General features: G+C 62.6%; 19 protein-coding genes. 9 read left to right on the top strand and 10 right to left on the bottom strand.

The genetic code is table 11. The features are described from left to right. Window positions 1-15 precede the first annotated feature (15 nt). Genes CXY77_RS16880 through CXY77_RS16850 form a run of 7 tightly spaced genes read right to left on the bottom strand, consistent with a single transcriptional unit; the run spans window position 16 to window position 6669 of the window. Window positions 16-1539, bottom strand: a complete 1524-nt coding sequence (locus CXY77_RS16880; RefSeq protein ID WP_104130554.1) for an aldehyde dehydrogenase — start codon at window positions 1537-1539, stop codon at window positions 16-18. After that, window positions 1536-2639, bottom strand: a complete 1104-nt coding sequence (locus tag CXY77_RS16875; protein WP_104088380.1) for a mandelate racemase/muconate lactonizing enzyme family protein — start codon at window positions 2637-2639, stop codon at window positions 1536-1538. Before CXY77_RS16875 ends, CXY77_RS16880 begins: the two co-directional genes overlap by 4 nt. After that, complete coding sequence (gene fae / locus CXY77_RS16870) at window positions 2636-3184, bottom strand: formaldehyde-activating enzyme (RefSeq protein WP_104130553.1); 549 nt, start codon at window positions 3182-3184, stop codon at window positions 2636-2638. The genes CXY77_RS16875 and fae overlap by 4 nt, the downstream gene beginning before the upstream one ends. Further along, a complete protein-coding gene (locus CXY77_RS16865) occupies window positions 3184-4122 on the bottom strand; it encodes a glycine betaine ABC transporter substrate-binding protein (protein WP_104088383.1) in 939 nt (312 codons plus the stop codon). The genes fae and CXY77_RS16865 overlap by 1 nt, the downstream gene beginning before the upstream one ends. A 60-nt stretch (window positions 4123-4182) precedes the next feature. After that, window positions 4183-4971 (bottom strand): ABC transporter permease, encoded by a 789-nt coding sequence (locus CXY77_RS16860; RefSeq protein ID WP_104088385.1) that lies wholly within the window; start codon window positions 4969-4971, stop codon window positions 4183-4185. Between the two features lie 2 nt (window positions 4972-4973). Then, on the bottom strand, window positions 4974-6014 hold the full coding sequence (locus CXY77_RS16855) for an ABC transporter ATP-binding protein (protein WP_369827251.1): 1041 nt from the start codon (window positions 6012-6014) through the stop codon (window positions 4974-4976). Further along, window positions 6007-6669: an ABC transporter permease gene (locus tag CXY77_RS16850; RefSeq protein ID WP_369827252.1), complete on the bottom strand. Its 663-nt coding sequence runs from the start codon at window positions 6667-6669 to the stop codon at window positions 6007-6009. The genes CXY77_RS16855 and CXY77_RS16850 overlap by 8 nt, the downstream gene beginning before the upstream one ends. Before the next feature lie 284 nt (window positions 6670-6953). Between CXY77_RS16850 and CXY77_RS16845 the strand changes: the two genes are divergently transcribed. Beyond that, entirely contained in the window at window positions 6954-7697 is a 744-nt protein-coding gene (locus tag CXY77_RS16845; protein WP_233197489.1) for an IclR family transcriptional regulator, read from the top strand. Between the two features lie 132 nt (window positions 7698-7829). Here CXY77_RS16845 and CXY77_RS16840 read toward each other — a convergent pair whose 3' ends face one another. Then, entirely contained in the window at window positions 7830-8495 is a 666-nt protein-coding gene (locus CXY77_RS16840) for a hypothetical protein (protein ID WP_140425566.1), read from the bottom strand. A gap of 234 nt (window positions 8496-8729) precedes the next feature. On the opposite strand from CXY77_RS16840, the gene CXY77_RS16835 reads away from it, so the two are divergent. The 5 genes from CXY77_RS16835 (at window position 8730) to CXY77_RS16815 (ending at window position 11511) form a co-directional block, all read left to right on the top strand. Next, window positions 8730-8993, top strand: a complete 264-nt coding sequence (locus tag CXY77_RS16835; protein WP_140425565.1) for a hypothetical protein — start codon at window positions 8730-8732, stop codon at window positions 8991-8993. A 48-nt stretch (window positions 8994-9041) separates the two neighbouring features. Further along, window positions 9042-10064, top strand: coding sequence for a MarR family transcriptional regulator (locus CXY77_RS16830; protein ID WP_104130551.1), 1023 nt, complete (start codon window positions 9042-9044; stop codon window positions 10062-10064). Continuing rightward, window positions 10064-10408, top strand: a complete 345-nt coding sequence (locus tag CXY77_RS16825) for a hypothetical protein (RefSeq protein WP_104130550.1) — start codon at window positions 10064-10066, stop codon at window positions 10406-10408. Before CXY77_RS16830 ends, CXY77_RS16825 begins: the two co-directional genes overlap by 1 nt. 75 nt (window positions 10409-10483) lie before the next feature. Beyond that, complete coding sequence (locus CXY77_RS16820) at window positions 10484-10942, top strand: hypothetical protein (protein ID WP_233197488.1); 459 nt, start codon at window positions 10484-10486, stop codon at window positions 10940-10942. Window positions 10943-11151: 209 nt separating this feature from the next. Continuing rightward, window positions 11152-11511 (top strand): SRPBCC family protein, encoded by a 360-nt coding sequence (locus tag CXY77_RS16815; RefSeq protein WP_233197487.1) that lies wholly within the window; start codon window positions 11152-11154, stop codon window positions 11509-11511. 110 nt (window positions 11512-11621) lie between these two features. On the opposite strand, the gene CXY77_RS16810 is transcribed toward CXY77_RS16815, so the two are convergent. Continuing rightward, on the bottom strand, window positions 11622-13535 hold the full coding sequence (locus CXY77_RS16810) for an ABC transporter ATP-binding protein (protein WP_104130549.1): 1914 nt from the start codon (window positions 13533-13535) through the stop codon (window positions 11622-11624). An 884-nt stretch (window positions 13536-14419) separates the two neighbouring features. Here CXY77_RS16810 and CXY77_RS16800 point away from each other — a divergent pair. Both CXY77_RS16800 and CXY77_RS16795 read left to right on the top strand, forming a co-directional pair. Next, window positions 14420-14743 carry a putative quinol monooxygenase gene (locus CXY77_RS16800; protein WP_104088441.1) on the top strand — a complete coding sequence of 108 codons (324 nt, stop codon included), beginning with the start codon at window positions 14420-14422 and terminating at the stop codon, window positions 14741-14743. 184 nt (window positions 14744-14927) lie between these two features. Further along, window positions 14928-15566, top strand: a complete 639-nt coding sequence (locus CXY77_RS16795) for an MBL fold metallo-hydrolase (RefSeq protein ID WP_104088399.1) — start codon at window positions 14928-14930, stop codon at window positions 15564-15566. A gap of 137 nt (window positions 15567-15703) precedes the next feature. Here the strand turns inward: CXY77_RS16795 and CXY77_RS16790 are convergent, their stop codons facing one another. Continuing rightward, window positions 15704-16279 (bottom strand): TetR family transcriptional regulator, encoded by a 576-nt coding sequence (locus CXY77_RS16790; RefSeq protein ID WP_158252865.1) that lies wholly within the window; start codon window positions 16277-16279, stop codon window positions 15704-15706. A gap of 173 nt (window positions 16280-16452) precedes the next feature. On the opposite strand from CXY77_RS16790, the gene CXY77_RS16785 reads away from it, so the two are divergent. After that, the gene (locus tag CXY77_RS16785; RefSeq protein WP_104088402.1) at window positions 16453-18054 is read left to right on the top strand and encodes a GMC family oxidoreductase; all 1602 of its coding nucleotides are present in this window, start codon (window positions 16453-16455) and stop codon (window positions 18052-18054) included. Window positions 18055-18066 lie beyond the last annotated feature (12 nt).

Below are 18066 nucleotides of genomic sequence, written 5' to 3'. Positions count from 1 at the left end.
TCTGTGCTGGTCGGGTTAGTCGAGGGGAAGGGCGGAATCACCCAGGTTGATCCAGGTGGTCTTCAGCGCGGTATATGCGTCGAAGGCGTGCAGCGACCGGTCGCGGCCACTGCCCGAGTTTTTGAAGCCGCCGAAGGGAGTGATGATGTCGGAGGCATCGAAGGTGTTCACCCATACGGTGCCGGCGCGCAGTTCGCGAGCGGCAGCGTGAGCGGTGGAGATGTTGCTGGTCCAGACGCTCGCGGCGAGGCCATAGGGGCTGTCGTTGGCCACGCGCACGGCCTCGGCCGCGCCGCGCACCGTGGTCACTGCAAGGGCCGGGCCGAAAATTTCTTCCTGCCCGATTCGTCCCGTGTTGTCGACGCCGTCAAAAACCGTGGGCTCAACGTAATAGCCTCCGAAGAGTCCATCGGGGCGCACTCGGCCACCGCCGTGAACGTCGACGCCCTCGGCGCGCGCGATCTCGGTGTACCCCAGCACCCGGTCAAGCTGCTTCTCGCTCGCGATGGTGCCGATCTGGGTGGCCTCGTTGAGCGGATCCCCCAGAACGAGCGATCGCCCCACCGCGAGCACCCTGTCGACGAGTTCGTCGTGCACGCGCTCGTCCACGATGAGGCGACTGCCGCCGTGGCAGGTCTGCCCAGCGTTGTAAAAGATGCCCCAGGCAACCGATTCAGCGCACGCGGCGAGGTCTTCGGTATCGGCAAGAACGACCTGCGCGGACTTGCCGCCGAGTTCGAGGGCGACCTGTTTGCCGTTGGACTCGCCGGAGTAGGTGAGAAAGCCGCGTCCGACGGCGGGTGAACCGGTGAAGGTGATCTTGTCCACAAGCGGATGCCGCCCCAGTGCCTGCCCGGCCACAGGTCCGAGCCCGGGAACGACGTTGAAGACACCCGCGGGGATGCCGGCCTCGGCCGCTAGCTCGGCGAGCTTCAGCGCCGACAGGCTCGTCAGTTCGGCCGGTTTCAGTACTACCGAGTTGCCGGCTGCAAGCGCGGGCGCGATCTTCCAGGCTGTGATGATGAGGGGGTAGTTCCACGGAACCACTGCGCCGACGACGCCGAGCGGTTCGCGGGTCACGAGGGCGAGCGCCGACTGGGGCGTGGGTGCCACCTCGTCGTAGATCTTGTCGATGGCTTCTGCGTACCAACGCACTGTGCGGGCGGCCTGCGGCACGTCAACACGGCGGGCGTCCCCGATGGGATGCCCGGAATCGATGCATTCGAGCAGGGCGAGTTCGTCAAGGTTTTCGAGCATCAGGTCGCTGAGGCGGGTGAGTACCCGGGCCCGCTCGCGTCGGTCGGCTCGGCTCCAGACGCCGCGCTCGAAAGCGCTGGCCGCAGCGCGAACCGCGTCATCGACATCCGGAGCGCCTGCAGCGCTGACCGTGCAGAGCAGACGGCCGTCGCGCGGGGAGAAGCTGTCGAAGGTGGCGCCGTCGCGGGCCGGCCGAAAAGCGCCATCGATGAACAGCCGGGTCTCGGGCTTCAGGGCCGCGGCCCTGGAGATCCAGACAGATTCGCCCAAAACGGTGGTCATACGGTGTACCTCTTTACTGCGTCCCAGTCGATCTGCGCGCCGAGCCCGGGCAGGGATGGCACGACCAGTTCGCCGGACGCGTTGATGTCGAGCGGGGTCATGAAGAAGTCGCGGCGTTCGGGCGTCCAGCCGGGCGGGTCGTAGGGAAACTCCAGGTACGGCCCGGCATCCACCCCGGCGGCGACGTGCAGGTTTGCGAGCAGCCCCAGCCCGTTGCTCCAGGTGTGCGGGGTGAACATCCGGTGCCGCAGGTTGGCAGATTCGGCGACCTGCCTCGCCCGGTACATGCCCACCGAGAGGGCGACGTCGGGCTGGTAGATGTCGTAGGCATCCGCTTCAATGAGGGCGCTCATTTCGCCCATACTGCGCACCATTTCGCCCGCGGCGATCTGAATGCCGGTTTCCGAGCGGATGCGCCGGGCACCGACAACGTCGGCCTGCGGCAGCGGTTCCTCCAGCCAGAGCACCCCGAGCTCCTGCAGCTCGGCGGCGATGCGACGTACCCGGGCCAGCGGCAGGGCGGCCTCGATGTCTCCGCTCATGCGCCACATCTGGTTGAGGTCGACCATGATGTCGAAGTCGGGGCCGACCGCTTCGCGCGTGGCGCGCACGGCGGCGATGCCCTCGGTGATGCTGTCGCGGGCAATGCGGATCTTCATCGCCTTGAAGCCGCGTTCCCGAGCGGCGAGCGCGGACTCGGCCCGCGCGGCCGCCGGTTTCAGCTCACCGCACGAGGCATACGCGGTGAGGCGGTCGCGCGCCCCGCCAAAGAGCACACTGACCGGCAACCCGGCGACTTGCCCGATGATGTCCCACAGCGCCGCTTCGAGCGGCCAGTAACGGCCGCCGTGAAAGTTGATCGTCTCGATGCGGCGCACCTGGTTGAGGATCTGTAGCGGGTCGGTGCCGATGAAAAGGTCTTCGTAGGCTTCGAAACCGTCCATGGTGTCGCCGGAGCCGACGCCGATCAGACCGGCATCCGTTTCGACCTGCACCAGGGTGGCGGGAAAGTCGCGCCGCGGAACGGGGTCCCAGGCCGCCGAGAAGGGCGGATCGAGTGGCAGATTCAAGCGGATGAGACGGATCGCCGTGATCTTCATGTGGATGTTCCCGAGAGGGTTGGTGCCGGAGCCGCGGTGTTCGCGGGCGTGAAGAACGGGTTGGACGGGCTGTCGCGGGCTTGGATCACGGCGTCGGTGCTTGGCAATCCGGCCGCACCGTTGACGAGGGCAGTGTGCACGGAGAGGCGGTTGTGGGCGTAGACGGCTTCGGCGTCGTCGGCGCCCGGGTTCACCCATACGGCGGCAATGATCACGTGACTGTCAGCCTGTTCTCGCGAGATGGTGCCGTCAGCCAGGGCTTCGGCGACCCCGGCCGCGATGCCGGCCTGCGCCGGTCCCCAGATCAGCACGCCGTGAGCATCCGTTGCCGGAGCGGCCTTGGTCACGAACAGGGTGAGCGGTTTGACCGGCAGGGAGGGGCGCAGCACGGTGACGAAGGGAACGTGACCCGCGCTCGGGGTGGCAAGGGCGGTCGCCCAGGCCACCCCCGCCGGACCTTCGCGGTGACCGAAGACCGTGTTGACGTGGGCGGCGTTCACTCCCTCGCCGATGAAGCTCTCGCCGATCTGGAGGGCTTGCGTCATCAGATCAGTCCCTGTTCGGTCAGCCATTCGTTGGCGATGTCTTCGGGGTCGTCTCCGTCAACATCGGCCAGCGCGTTGAGCTTCTGCATTTCTTCGGTCGTCAGCTTGTCACTCATCAGCGCCATAACCTCGGCGATGCCGGGGTATTCATCGAGTGTGGTCTGCTTGAGCGTGAACGCGCCCTGGTATACCGGGAAGAATTCCTTGTCGTCCTTCATTACCGTGAGGTCGAGGGCGGTGATGCGCCCATCCGTCTGGAAAACCTCACCGAAGTTGCAGTCGTCGCCCTTTTCGGTGGCCGTATAGATAACACCCGTGTCGAGCAAGGCCACATTGGAGTCGGGAACGTCGAGACCATACGCGGACTTGAGACCCGGCCAACCATCATCGCGGGTCGAGAATTCACTCTCAATGCAGAAGGTCTGGTCGGCCACCGGCAGCTTGGCGATGTCGCTGAGCGAAGTGACGCCCAGCTCTTTAGCCTTGTCGGAGCGAATCGCGAACGCATAGGTGTTGTTAAGCGGTGCTGGGTCGAGCCACGCGATACCGTTGGCGGCGTCGGCCTCCTTGGTGGCGGCGAACTGCGCTTCCTCGCCCTGTACGGGAGCGGTGTTGTTGTTGTAGGTGATCCAGGACGTACCGGTGTATTCCCAGTACCCCATGAAGTCGTCACTTTCGAGGGCGGCGCGAACGTTGGCCGAGCCGACAACCTGCGTGTTGGCATCTGTCTTAGCGCCGTGAGCATTGAGGAGACCGCTCGTCAGGTAGGCGAGGATGTACTGCTCGGAGAAATCCTTGGCGCCGATCGTACCCGTGAGGCCGGTGACTTCGTCACCCTTGGACGCGGTCCCAGCCGAACTGCCCGACGAACAGCCGGTCAGGGCCAGGGCGCCGACGGCCGTGAGGGCAAGGATAGAAAGGACAGTGGCTTTTTTCATTGTTACTCCTTGGGTGTGGGGTTGGTTGGAGCTGCTGTGATCGAAGAAAAAATTGAGAGTTCAGGTGCCACGGGGGCGGAGCACGTCTTCGGCTGTAGCGGCGATCCAGTCGATGAGAAGGGCGATACAGGCGACGAGTACGGCGCCGGTCACTAGGACTGGGTATCGCTGCAGTTTCAGGCCGTTAACGATCATGTCTCCCAGGCCACCGGCGTTGATGAAGGTGGCGATCGTCGCCACCCCGACGCAGAAGACCAGCGACGTGCGCAGCCCGGCGAGGATCACCGGCACGGCGAGGGGCAGCTCGATACGAAAGAGCACCTGGTTCTGGGTCATACCCATTCCGAAGGCCGATTCACGCACATTCTCGTCGACCTGTTGCAGACCGATCATGGTGTTACGCAGCACCGGCAGAAACGAGTAAACGACGAGCCCGACGAGTGCCGTAACGTAGCCGGTTTGCCAGAGGATGGCCAGCAGAATGATGACGCCGACCGCCGGCGTTGCCTGGCCCACGTTGGCGAGGCCCAGCACGATCGCCTTAATCAGGCGCGAGCGCGTGCGGCTGAGCAGGATTCCGGTCGGAATGGCTAAAAGGGCCACGAGCGCGGACGCAACTACTGTGAGCCCGAGGTGCTCACGCACGCGGGCGATGATGTAGTCCGTGTTGAGGGTGCGGGACTCGATCGAGTCGAGCGTCAGGCTCGACAGCCAGAGAAAGAGCACGACGAGCACGAGTAGCACCGCGGCGGGGGTGAGGAACCGCTTGATCGACCAGATTTCATCGCTACGCCGGGCAGTGCGGCGCAGCACAGTCGGGGTCGCGCTGGTAGCCGTCGGGACGACCATGGTCAGGCCTCCGCAGTAGGGGCGAGAACGGGCACTTCGGCACCGAGCACTGCGGAGATTTGGTCAACGCTAATCGACCCAACCGTCTTGTTTAGCTCATCAACTACGGCCAGTGCCGGGAGTCCTGAAAGAACGAGGGAATTAAGGGCGTCACGCAAAGAATCCGTGGTGCGCACCGTGGTTCCTCCCCCAGTCGCGGCGTTTGCGGGGCCGAGGCGAGCTGCGGTCACAGGAATGAGGACGAGGCGTTTGATAGCAGTGCCCAAACCGATAAATGAAGAGACGTAGTCGTTGGCGGGGTTCGAGAGAATGTTCGCCGGGGTATCGAATTGTTCAATCTGGCTGCGGTTACTGAGCACGGCGATGCGGTCGCCGAGACGCACGGCCTCGTCGAAGTCGTGAGTGACGAAGATGATGGTCTTGCCGATCGATGCTTGAAGGCGCAGAAACTCGGCCTGTAGTTTCTCACGGGTGATCGGGTCGGTCGCGCCGAACGGTTCGTCCATGAGCATCACCGGTGGGTCGGCGGCCAAGGCACGAGCAACACCTACGCGCTGTTGCTGTCCGCCGGAGAGCTGCTTGGGGTAGCGGTGCGCGAAGTCGCCGGGTTCGAGGCCCACCGTGGTGAGGAGTTCGTGCACCCGGTCGTTCGTTTTTGCTTTGCTCCAATTTAGGAGCTTGGGCACAACGCCGATGTTCTCGGCGATGGTCATGTGCGGAAACAGCCCGATCTGCTGGATGACATAGCCGATGTGGCGGCGAAGTTCACTCGGGTCGAGCGAGAGTACATCGCGGCCGTCGATCGAGATCGAGCCGCTGGTGGGCTCGATGATGCGATTGATCATCTTCATGGTGGTGGTTTTGCCGCATCCGCTCGGACCGACAAACATGATTAGCTCGCCGGGCTGCGCGGTCATCGAGAAGTTCTGAACCGCGGCGACGGGCTGGTTGGCGTACTGCTTGGTTACGTTGTTGAGCTCGATGAGCGCACCACTCGTTTTGCCGGCGATCTGCAGCAGGGCGGTGTTTGGTTGCTTAGGCACGGAGTCCCCTTGAGGTGGTTGAACGGGTGATGCCCACGAAGGCGGCATCGACTACGAGGGCGAGAAGCACCACACCGAGCGTTCCGGTGAGGGCGAAGTTGAGGGCGTTCTTAGAACCGAGCGAGCTGAGACCCTGAAAGATGAACTGGCCAAGACCGGGACCGGCTACGTAGGCTGCAATCGCAGCGACGCCGATCGTGAGTTGGGCGGCCACGCGTACCCCAGTGAGAATGATTGGCCACGCCATTGGAAGCTGCACGCGGAGCAGCACCGTGAATGGCGTCATGCCCATACCAAGGGCGGATTCCATGATCGCTGGAGAAACCTCGCGAAGGCCCACGACCGTGTTGCGCACGATTGGCAGCAGCGAGTACATAACGAGGGCGATCACGGTCGGCGTCCAGCCCAGGCCAACTGCGGGAATCAGCAGGGCGAGCAGCGCAAGCGACGGGATGGTGAGGGCCACGCCTGCAGCAGTGATGACGGCGGACCGTGGAAGGGGCTTGTCCCACACCAACATCCCCACTCCGACACCGATCACCATGGCGATCGCCAGGGCGACGGCCACAACGGCGAGATGTTCGCCGAGCAACTCCAGGATGTCGTCCCACCGGCGGGCCCAGAACGTCAACAGTCCGTTCAGGTCTAAGGTCACGGGCGCGTCCTCCTTCACTCAACTCTGCGTGAACCGCGATTCAACTGAATAGCGGTGGAATACAGCGAGACTACGAGATCGTGCCCTTTTGCACAACCATGATTGTGCATATGGCAACATTCAACTATTCTGCAACCATGATGACCATGTTGAGCGGCTCGGATTCCGGAGCGGCCAAAGCAGTACCACGGCGAAACTCCGCTGGATTACGCCGGGATCTCGAGCTTCTAGAAATTCTCGGTTCTCCAGAAGCTGACTCCTCTGGTGGGCTTGGAGTCCTCCGTGTGGCCCAGTTAGCCGGACGCGACAAGGGCCTCGTGTCGCGCACTTTGGCGACTCTTGCTGAGGTCGGTTTGGTCTCCCGCGACGAAGTCACGCAAAACTACCGTCTGGGTTACCAGCTCTACGCCCTCGCAGCGCGCACGCTCGAATCTCGCCTCGTGCGCGCATCCGTGCCGTACCTTCGACGGGTGGTCACGGCAACTCATGAGACCACCCACCTGTGTGTCTTGCGCGGGGGGAGCGTGCTGACGTTGGCGAGTGAACTCAGCGAGTATGCCTTTCGCGGGCTCGGCTGGGAGGGTGTTAGTACGGCCGCCTGGCGCACGTCGTCAGGACGAGTGCTCGTGAGCGATTGGGCCGAGGACGATCTTCGGCGCTGGTATGAAGCGCACGGACATGATGAACCGGTGTTGGGTCCAGTCACACCGCTGCTCATGTACAGCGACACAGCCGAAGCAACCTCACGCGAATCACAGGGCGTACCCCTCGTCACCGATTTTGAGAGTCTGAAGCGCGAAGTGGCGCACATCCGTCAGCGTGGCTACGCCACCGTCGACGAGGAATTTGAGAAGGGCGTCGTGGGGGTCTCCGCACCGGTCTTCGATTTTCGGCGCAACATCATTGCCGCTATCAACGTCAGCGCACCGAAGACCAGGCTGGGAACGCACCTCAATGAGGCCGGGGTACTGGCTGCCCGTGTCGCGGCGGAGCTCTCGGTGCAGCTCGGGGCGCCCGCCCAGACCTAATCGGAAGAACGACGACGGTGAGACCGCGAGCACCTCGTACGTCGTTGCTAAGCCAGAGTTGGTGCGCTCGGCGCGACGACGGGTGACTGCATCATCACGTGGTTTCGAATCTGTCGGCCACCATCTGGTGAGCTAGAGCATTAGACGCGGAACGACAGCTGATCGGGGCGCAAGGTAAGCGTGATTTTCCGCCAGCCGCTGCGCGCCCTCGAGTGCGGCACGCGCTCGAGAGGCGTCAAGTTTCTGCGCCGCCGACTCCGGTACTGCACCTAGCGGCTTAGCACCCGTAATGCCGTAGCGATCGCGGTACGCCGAGACCGTGCTCGCGTACTTTCGCCACACAGCGAACGCCGATCCTCGCGGCGGTACGCCGAGCGCTCGAGTCCGCGGCTCCCCTGCGAGCGATGCATGGTCGAGCACCGCGCTCGCCCTCGATTCGATCAGGTCCGCGCGCTCGACCAATGCCTGGTGCATGGCAGCATCCATCGGGCCGAGCGCCCGTGGCATGAGTCCAGCGACGAGACGCGGCGCACGGCGCGAGCGACCCGCTCCGCTATCCCGCGACACGACCGCCGCCACCCGGGCCCACAGCACCGCCGCGATATCCTGCGCGTCCTCGAGCCCGCGCGCCGCAACCACGCGCGGCAGCAGGCTCGCAACGTCGACGAAGTGGGCCTCGGCCCGCCGCAGCTCGGCGGTCAACGGTCCGAAGGCATCCGAATTGACCACGTCCAAAGCCCGCGAAGGCGAGAGTCGCTTGATTCGTTCTTCGCGGACGTAGTCGTCGGATAGAGGCACACCCTCATCCTATTGAGGTGCCACGAACAGAGGATGGTGTCAGCCTCATGATCGCGAGAGGTTCCAAAGCCATGCCAGGAGGCAACTGCCTTGGTATAGGCCTATGTTGAGCGAATTGCCATCGATGACTGGATGTAACACTGCTGGCCTGGCGGTTACTGCTTCGCCGCGGAAGCAACGCAAAAGGCGTGTATTCGGAACGTGCTTTCCAGCTCGAGCGCGGCGGACTCAATCGTGAACCGCCTCCCCAAAGACGCCCGAATCATCAACCTCGGCCAGATCTACCTGCACAGGCACCGCAACGACCAAGCCCGCGCCCACGAGGCCGGCTGGAAACAACGCCAAGGGGGCGCGGGTATCCGGCCCGTGCCGCTGAAACTTCGTCAGAACCGCGCTACCAACTCATTGGACTCTCGCTACCATCAGGCGCGACTCGCCAACTGGACCACGGAAAGGATCAAAACTCAGGCTCGCGGCATCTTGCTGGATTCAGTCTAGAGAAAATACGTACTAGTAGTTATAGTGAAATAACTCGCTAAAAGGAATATGAGGATCACAGTGCCGGCTTCGGCGATTTCTGAGTCTGACGCAGTTGACGTGCTCATCGCGGCCGGTTTCGACGTGTCCGTGCGTTCCGACCAGCGTTGGGGCGTTGGCCTTCTCGTGAGCCGCGGCGGCGAAACCGCTGCAGTGCAAGTGAAGGTGCGGCAAAAGACGATCTATGAATGGGACGCCCTGCATTTGCTTAAGTATGCCCAGGAGCGTGTCTTGGTCGTCGTGCCCGTCGCAAGCCGCGGCCTCATCGACGCCGCGAAGCGCGATCGGCGGTTGGGCGTTGTATCGCTCAGGGATCGACTCCTTGTCTGGGACCGCGAGGAGATACACTCGCCAGACGTGATTGTGGCGGCGCATGCGTCAGTGGCTGTGCCTGGCCGACGACGCAACCCGTGGGGTCGCTGGGCAATCATGCGTGCGTACCTCCACGACGGGGAGCCTCGATCCCAAGTCGAGCTGGCGAAGGAAACCGGCGTGACACAGTCTGCGGTGTCCAAGTCAAACAGCGCGCTCGGTGGCCTTATTGTGAGATCAGCTTCTGGTTGGAGGGCGACAGATCGCTTAGCGCTCTGGGATATCTTCATGGCTGAGTACGCGGGCCCGGGTGGAATCACAACACACTGGTACGGGCTGGATGCTGTCACTGACCAGTCGAATGCGGTTGTGGCCGCCGGCGCATCCGCTGGAGTTCAGGTTTTGGTCTCTGGAGATTCCGCAGCTGACCAGTTGGCGCCGTGGCGGGCGCCTGCGCGTGCGGTCATCTACGCCACGTCGGGGATCGCCCTGAGCAAGCTTGGCTTCGCGCAAACCACTGCTGCGCGTGCCACGCTCACGTTTACCGTTCCGGCCGACCAAACGATTTGGGCAACCGCAGCCTCTTGTTCGCAACGAACCAACACGCCGACCGTCGATCCGGTCATGGCGGCGTGGGATGTCAGTCGGACGGGTGGCCCGGACGCGGATGAGGCTGTTCAACGGATCCGTGATTTGGTGCTTGCACGAGGAGGATCTTGATGGTCCGACGCTCGGTGGAGACGGTCGCGACCTCCAACGCCGACGAGGCCGCCTACCAGGCGTTGGAAGACGTGGTCCGTATCACCGAGCACCTCAAGGATGTCCGTGTCGTCGGCGGCCACATGGCCAGCTTGCTGCTGACCGCATTCCCCGTCGCGGGAGCCATCATCCGGCGAACAATGTGGCTAGATGAGTCGATCGAACCGGCCGCAGTCCCAAGTGGCGCAGGGGTGTGTTGTCGGATAGCGTCGCATTTATTTCGCGGTTCGCGGGCTTGTCCATCTGTGGAGGTGCGCACGCGCAAGCACTTCCATGGCTACGGTTGTAACGAGCACAGTGATTGAGAGCGCGTGATGACGTACAGCGTAATTCGAGTTCGCGCGACGCCTAGTGCCTCGCGCTCAGGGCACATGGGTGGCATGGTCGTGGTTGCTGGTATCGCGGTGGCCGCGTGGATTTCTTTCGGCCGCCACCTCTTCGGGATCGGTGGCGACCTCACCATCATCTACGCGGCGACGCTGGGTGTGATTTTTGCCGCCTTGCTGGTGTTCACGGGGCTCGCGGTACGACGCACGGCACGTCGAGGGTTCGAAACTCGCGCGATAACATACGCGTTTTTCCTTGCATCAGGCGTTATCGGATTCTTGTTGGGACTCACGCTTCCAGATTCAACACCTCGCGGTTTGCAGACAATCATCAGCGGACCCACACAGCCTGCGTTGGATATCGCTATTGGTATCGCGAACCCCCTGGGCGTTATCGGAATCGCGACCGCGATCATTGCGCTCGTGCTTTCGATTCGCGATTCGCGCGGGCGAATCACGCTTGTTGAGTCTTGGGGCGACGAGGATGACGGCGCCCTTGTCGACCCCGCGTAGCGGCAATTCGTTGCATCGACGCCGCTTCCGAAAGACCCACGTGCAGCGCGTCAGGCCGGAAACACCGTCTAAGAGACAGCCCCCACCTAGGCTGAGCAGTATGACGGTCGAACAGGTTGAGCAAGGGCCTCGCCAAATCGCGCGCACTGTTGAGGTGCCGGCTTCGGCCGAAGACATCTTCGCGTTGGTGGCTGATCCGCACCGTCACGGTGAGCTGGACGGCTCGGGCACCGTCGGCGGTACGGTGTCGGGACCGCGGCGGCTCACCCCAGGGCGCAAAATTCTCGGTAGCGATGAAGCAGTTCGGCGTCCCGTATCGCATCACCAGCACTGTGACGCGCATCGAAGACGGTCGGCTTGTAGAGTGGCGTCACCCCGCGGGACACCGGTGGCGCTGGGAACTCACGCCGCTCACGCCCACGTCTACGCGCGTTACCGAGACGTTTGACTACAGCACCGTCCCAGCCGTTCAGGGAAAGGTCTACGAGCTGCTCGGCTTTCCCCGGCAGAACGCCGCCGGCATCGAAGCCACCCTTCGCCAACTCACGTCGCGCTCCGCCCGCGCTTGACGTGAGGCCACCGGGCCGGAGTCGGTTACGCGGCCGTGATTACCAGCGCCACCGACTCGTCGGTCGTCCGGCTCAGGCGCCGGACCGCATGGTGGCGAAGTGCTCAGTAACTAGATCCCGCTTAGCGCCTCCGCATCCGCATCCGCATCGGCCGCAACATTCTTCTGCACGGCGAACTGGGTCCGGTGCAATTCCTCGTACCGCCCACGCACAGCCAGCAGTTCCTCGTGCGTACCGCGCTCCACGATCGAGCCGTCCTCAACCACGAGGATCAGGTCCGCGCTGCGGATGGTAGAGAGGCGGTGTGCGATCACCATCGCTGTCCGTCCCTTGAGCGCCTCGCTGAGCGCCGCCTGCACGGCGGCCTCAGACGTCGAGTCCAGCGCCGCCGTCGCCTCGTCGAGGATGACGACGCGCGGCTGGGCGAGCAGGAGCCTCGCGATGGTCATCCGCTGGCGCTCACCCCCGGACAATCGGTAGCCACGCTCGCCCACCATGGTGTTCAGCTGGTCGGGCAGGGACCGGATGAGCGGCTCGAGCCGCGCACGCCGGACGGCGTCCCACACCTCATCGTCGGACGCTTCCGGCCTCGCGAGGCGCAGATTGGAGAGGATGGTCTCGTGGAACAGGTGGCCGTCTTGCGTCACCATTCCCAGGGTGTGCCGCAGGGAGGCGAACGTGACATCGCGGACATCCGCCCCCGCGAGGCGCACGGCGCCGCTGTCGACGTCGTACAGGCGCGAAAGGAGCTGCGCAATCGTGGATTTGCCGGCACCGGACGAACCAACGAGGGCAACGGTCTGACCCGGCTCGATCCTGAACGACACGCCGTGCAGTACCTCCTCGCCGCCGCGGGTATCCAATGTGGAAACCTCCTCGAGAGAGGCGAGAGACACCTTGTCCGCGGACGGGTAGGCGAAGCGCACGTTGTCGAACTCGACGGCCACCGGGCCTTCGGGAACGACGACGGCGTCGGGCTTCTCCTTGATGAGCGGGTCAAGGTCGAGCACCTCGAAGACGCGCTCGAAGCTGACCACCGCGCTCATGATCTCCACCCGTGCGTTTGCGAGGCCGGTGAGCGGCGCGTAAAGGCGGGTGAGGAGAAGCGCCAGGGTGACCACGTCGCCGGTATTCAGCTGGCCGGCTAGTGCGAGGGCGCCGCCGAGCCCGTACACGAGCGCGAGGGCGAGAGCGGAGACGAGCATCAGGGCGGTGTAGAAGACGAACTGCAGCATTGCGGCGCGGACACCGATATCGCGGACACGGGCGGCGCGGACGCGGAACTCCTCGGCCTCCTCGTCGGGCCGGCCGAACAGCTTGACGAGGGTGGCGCCGGGCGCTGAGAAGCGCTCGGTCATCTGCGTGCTCATGGCGGAATTGTGGTCGGCGGCCTCACGGCGGAGCGCTGCGAGGCGGCTTCCCATGCGGCGGGCGGGTACCAGGAAGATGGGGAGCATGATCACGGCGAGAACCGTCACGAGCCAGGACGTGCTGAGCATGACGATCAGGGTGAGGATCAGCGCCACGACGTTCGTGACCACGCCGGACAGCGTGCCGCTGAAGGCCTGCTGAGCGCCGATCACATCGTTGTTGAGGCGGCTCACGAGGGCGCCCGTTCGTGTGCGGGTGAAGAACGCGATCGGCATCTTCTGCACGTGGTTGAAGACGGCGGTGCGGAGGTCGAGGATCACGCCTTCACCGATCCGCGCCGAGTACCAGCGCGTCACGAGTGACACGGCGGCGTCAGCCACGGCCACGAGCGCGATGACGACGGCGAGCCACACAATCGTGGTGACCGCGCCTTGGGCGACGATGACGTCGACCACCTGGCCGGCGAGTACCGGCGTCGCGACCGCCAGGAAAGCTCCCACGGTGGAGAGGGTGATGAAGATCAGCAGCTTGGACCGGTAGGGCACCGCGAACGTCATGATCCGCCGCACGGACTCACGGGAGAAGCCGTGTTTGCCGTCCCTGGCGCTCGAGATCTTGTGCAGCGAGCTCCAGGCCGCGCCTTCCATGCTCATGATGGTTCCTTCCGTTGGTACCCGGCCAAGTTTAGATGGCGAGTTGCCCGAGCTCGGGGTTCTCCCCAGCGGCGGCGAGCCGGGGCCTTTTTCATGAAACGGCACGGCCGGCAACGAACGTGTGGGCGGTGTTTGCAGCGCGGCTGCCGAGGTGACGCGCGGTGCGCCGGTCAGCGTCATGGACCGCGTCAGGGCCGCGGTCATTCCACGACTGGGCGCCCGCCAAAAGCGGTTCACAAGGTCATCATTTATCCATCACATTCATCACTGAATGACCCAAAACGATGACGTACAATTGGAGGCAGCGAACCGCCCGGTTCCCTGTAAACACAAGGCAATCCGCGGGTTTTCGGGAACAGTCGGCAATGACAGAATTCAGGCTAGAACCTCCAAGGGGTCGCAGGTTCGAATCCTGTCAGCCCGACCAAAAGGGCCGTTCGCGAAACTGTTCACGAAACGGCCCGGTCGAAACAAAAAGAAATCGCTCCTGAGGATTCTCAGGAGCGATTTCTGGTTTAAGCGGCGTCCCAGCGCACCGACTAACTGCGCTCATCAGGTCACTCGTCGCGACGCCTATCCCAGGGGTCTAGTAGCGGCACGCTGTGGCTACCTCTGGTGAAATAATCGAGCGGCACTGAGATTCCGGTTCGATGGTCCTCATCCGGTGATGCCGGCGTACCCGGGACACATAGTTTTGGTGGTGATCGCAGACATAGACACAGTCGTCGTGCAGTGCCGGAGAACTCCCCGACGAGCACGACGCCGAAGCATCCATCACGAGACTGCCGCTATCGACAACCCCACCTAAACTAGGACAACTCACCGTAAGGTTTTCAGGAAGCGTCACCATTCAATGGGACGTGATCCAGGAAAGGAACCATTCCATGATTTTCATCGTTGCCAAGTTCACAGTGAAACCAGATTGGAGTGATCGCTGGCTGGACCTCACACGAGATTTCACAGAGGCCACGCGCCAGGAACCAGGCAACCTGTGGTTCGACTGGTCGCGCAGTGTTGACGATCCTCACGTGTTCGTCCTCGTCGAGGCATTCCACGATGACGCCGCGGGAGCTCACGTGAACAGCACTCACTTCTCGGCGGCTATGAAGGCTATGCCTCAAGCGCTCGTGAAGATTCCAGAGGTCATCAGCGAGCGTATCGATGCTGAAGGTTGGGGCCCATTGGGAGAAATAACGATGCCCGAGTAGCAAAAAAAATGGGTGATTGCTGAATTGATCGACGTGACCCCCGCTATCCATCTGATCACCCGAGCCGCCAAGAGGCGCACCCAGTGGTCCATGAGCTCGAGGCACCGCGACGAACAGAGGTTATTTACCGCTAGCCCCGCGACGCCACCGAGCGAGACCAGCAACCGGTTATAGGAACAGGACTATGCACGATCTCAATGCTCTTACGGTTCGCAGCATCTCAGTGTCTGAGATGAGCAATAACGTGTACGTACTCACTTCGAAATCCAACGGCGCCCAGGTCCTGATCGACGCCGCGGACGATGCACCCGCCATCTTCACCCTGCTCGAAGATGCACAGAAAGACACCAGTGCCATCGCCAGGCTGGCCCTCATAATCACCACACACTCGCACTGGGATCATGTGCGGGCACTTGGCGAGGTCAGGGAACTAACGAAGGCACCAGCTTCGGCGGGTCTCGACGATATCGCGGACATTGCCGTTCCTACGGACATACCCTTGCACCACGGAGAAGTTAGGTCCATCGAAGGCATTGAACTCGAAGTAATCCACCTGCGCGGACACACCCCCGGGTCGGTCGCCGTGCTCTACCGCGACCCATCTGGTCCCGCCCATCTGTTCACTGGTGATTCGCTCTTCCCAGGCGGAGTTGGAAACACCGACGGTGATGCCACGCGTTTCGCATCGTTGTACAACGACATCGTCACCCGAATCTTCGACTACCTTCCGGACGACACACTGGTACACCCAGGCCATGGAGCAGGTACAACGATTGGAGCCGAGCGGAGCAAGCTCTCCGAGTGGAAACAACGCGGCTGGTGATGACGAAACCCGCCTTGTCGACGAGCACCTGAAGTGGGCGGATATTCCGCTGCACAATTGGCGATCACTTCGAATAGCGAATGGTCGAAGGCGCAGCTGACTGACGACCAGGACGGATGCTGAGGATTTGATCAGCTTTATTGAGTCTTTTCGTGTGCGAATGCGGCTTGTAGGGCGCGGGAGTAGTCGCGGAGGGCGGTCTCGACATACGGCAAGGGGGACGCTTGGCCCGAGTGGAGCCAGTTGCGAAAACCGACGAACATGGCGTGCCAGTAGCCATGGCCGAGAACTTCCGGCAGCGTGTCTTTGGGGTCGAGTCCCTCTCGATCAGCGATGAAGTGGGTGATGGCATCCCTCCAGGGTTGACCCTGCATATATGCGTAACTCTGTAACGCCGGAACCGCCTGGATGAGAGTGACTTCGGCGCGCATGATGGGCAGGGCAGCGGGATAGGTGTGTAGGCCGGACAGTACCGCTGCCACGACCGCGTCGGTGCTGACGATGTCGGCGGGAGCCTTCTCCAGAGCGTTGGTGAGGTCTTTGAGCTGCCGGTTGAATCGGTTCCAGACGATGTCGGCTTTGTTCGGAAAGTAGTTGAACAGCGTCTTGCGCCCGATGCTTGCGGCAGTGGCGATGTCGGTCATCGTTGTCTGGTCGAAGCCGTTTTTCAAGAACAGGCTGAGGCCGATCTCGGCGACGGCATCCACGGACACTGTCGGGGGACGTCCTCGCCCTCGACTCTCTCCGGTATCAGGGGTGGAAGCCATTGACTCGACCATACTCTCTGGCAATACTTGAATTAGGACACTTGGTGTAACAAATCGAGTGTCGTCGACGCATAAATCGGTGCGTCCGTTGATCATCCACAAGGAAGAGGAAGTTCAGCATGATTTTTGACTACATTATTGTCGGTGCCGGAGCGGCGGGATGTGTCCTGGCCAATCGGTTGAGCGAGGACCCCGCAAATCAAGTTTTGCTGCTTGAGGCCGGAGGCTCCGATCGTAGTCCGGTGATTCTCGTACCGAAGGGGTTCTATTTCACGATGACGGACCCGAAGTACACGAAGAAGTTCGCCACCGAACCGTTTGGAACCGGTTCCGGAGAGCAGTGGTCCCGCGGTCGTATGATCGGCGGTTCCACCGGGGTGAACGGCATGGTCTGGAATCGCGGATGGAAGCCCGATTACGACTCGATCGAAGCGGCGGGAAATCCTGGTTGGGGGTGGGACACCTTTGTGGGTGCCTACAAGAGCATTGAAGACCACGCACTTGGCGCGTCGAATACTCGAGGCGTCGGCGGTCCCGTTGGGATTTCCGTGGCTTCGCCGCCCGAGGAAGTCAGTGAGGCCTTCATGGACGCCGCAGGGAAGCTCGGCATGAACCGGGAAGACGACCTGAACGGGAGCGACAATGAGCGCGTCGGATACGTATCGTCGAACATCGCGAACGGCTTGCGTGTCAGCGCTGCGGAAGCCTATCTGCATCCGGTTCGGCAGCGCCCCAACTTGACGGTGCTAAGCCATTCGGAGGTTGGATATGTCCTCTTCGATGGGAAGCGTGCCACCGGCGTGCGCGTTGAGCGCAAGGGCGTGACGGTCGACTACTCCGCCCGTAAAGAAGTGCTCCTGGCCGGCGGTTCGCTCGACACTCCGCTTCTCCTCGAACGCTCCGGCATCGGAGATTTAGATCAGCTACGTTCCGCCGGGGTGAAAGTAGTCGTGGACAGCCCCAACGTCGGAGAACGGTTGCACGAGCATCACGGCACCAGCTTTCAATTCTCGATGCAGGGCGCAGACGGGTACAACAAGCAGCTCTCCAACGTCTCCCGGCAGATGCTCACCGGCACGAAGTATCTGATGCAACGTGACGGCGTCATGTCGTTCGGTGGCTACAACGTGCTGATGTACTACAAGTCGGATCCGAAATCCGAGCGGCCGGATACGCAGGGATTTTTCACACCCATCTCCACGGCGGCGGCATCGTTGACGTCGGGCAAAGTGAAGGTCGACAAGAACCCGGGAATGATGTTCCTGACGTATCCGCTGCGCCCGACGAGTACCGGATCCATCCACATCACCGGCAACTTGCCGTCGAACAAGCCGACGGTTACCGCGAATTTCCTCGAAACCGAGCACGACCGCCGCCTGGTCGTTCTCGGGGCACGGAAGGGGCGCGAAATCATGGCCCAGAGTCCGATCAGCCGACTCGTACGCGAAGAAACCCTCCCCGGCACTGATTACACAACGGATGAGCAGATACTCGAAAACGCGCTCAACCGCGGCGGAACCGGGTACCACACACTGGGCACGTGCGCGATGGGACCCAATGACGACGACGTCGTCGACGCACGGCTTCGTGTTCGCGGGGTGGAAGGACTCCGAGTCGTTGACGCGTCCGTCTTCCCACACATGCCATCGGGCAACAACAATGCCCCGACTCAGGCTCTCGCCTGGCACGCGGCACAACTTATCCTCGAAGACAACTCGTAAGCAACTCCCCCG

It is taken from the genome of Cryobacterium sp. N21 (assembly GCF_002929575.1).
In the GTDB taxonomy this organism is placed as follows: Bacteria; Actinomycetota; Actinomycetes; order Actinomycetales; family Microbacteriaceae; genus Cryobacterium; species Cryobacterium flavum.
This window is presented reverse-complemented; position numbering and strand designations above follow the sequence as displayed.

Coding starts and splice junctions, on each gene's coding strand:
- CXY77_RS16880 (WP_104130554.1), bottom strand. CDS start 1,539: ATGACCACCGTTTTGGGCGAATCTGTCTGGATCTCCAGGGCCGCGGCC.
- CXY77_RS16875 (WP_104088380.1), bottom strand. CDS start 2,639: ATGAAGATCACGGCGATCCGTCTCATCCGCTTGAATCTGCCACTCGAT.
- fae (WP_104130553.1), bottom strand. CDS start 3,184: ATGACGCAAGCCCTCCAGATCGGCGAGAGCTTCATCGGCGAGGGAGTG.
- CXY77_RS16865 (WP_104088383.1), bottom strand. CDS start 4,122: ATGAAAAAAGCCACTGTCCTTTCTATCCTTGCCCTCACGGCCGTCGGC.
- CXY77_RS16860 (WP_104088385.1), bottom strand. CDS start 4,971: ATGGTCGTCCCGACGGCTACCAGCGCGACCCCGACTGTGCTGCGCCGC.
- CXY77_RS16830 (WP_104130551.1), top strand. CDS start 9,042: ATGAGGATCACAGTGCCGGCTTCGGCGATTTCTGAGTCTGACGCAGTT.
- CXY77_RS16825 (WP_104130550.1), top strand. CDS start 10,064: ATGGTCCGACGCTCGGTGGAGACGGTCGCGACCTCCAACGCCGACGAG.
- CXY77_RS16820 (WP_233197488.1), top strand. CDS start 10,484: ATGGTCGTGGTTGCTGGTATCGCGGTGGCCGCGTGGATTTCTTTCGGC.
- CXY77_RS16810 (WP_104130549.1), bottom strand. CDS start 13,535: ATGAGCATGGAAGGCGCGGCCTGGAGCTCGCTGCACAAGATCTCGAGC.
- CXY77_RS16800 (WP_104088441.1), top strand. CDS start 14,420: ATGATTTTCATCGTTGCCAAGTTCACAGTGAAACCAGATTGGAGTGAT.
- CXY77_RS16795 (WP_104088399.1), top strand. CDS start 14,928: ATGCACGATCTCAATGCTCTTACGGTTCGCAGCATCTCAGTGTCTGAG.
- CXY77_RS16785 (WP_104088402.1), top strand. CDS start 16,453: ATGATTTTTGACTACATTATTGTCGGTGCCGGAGCGGCGGGATGTGTC.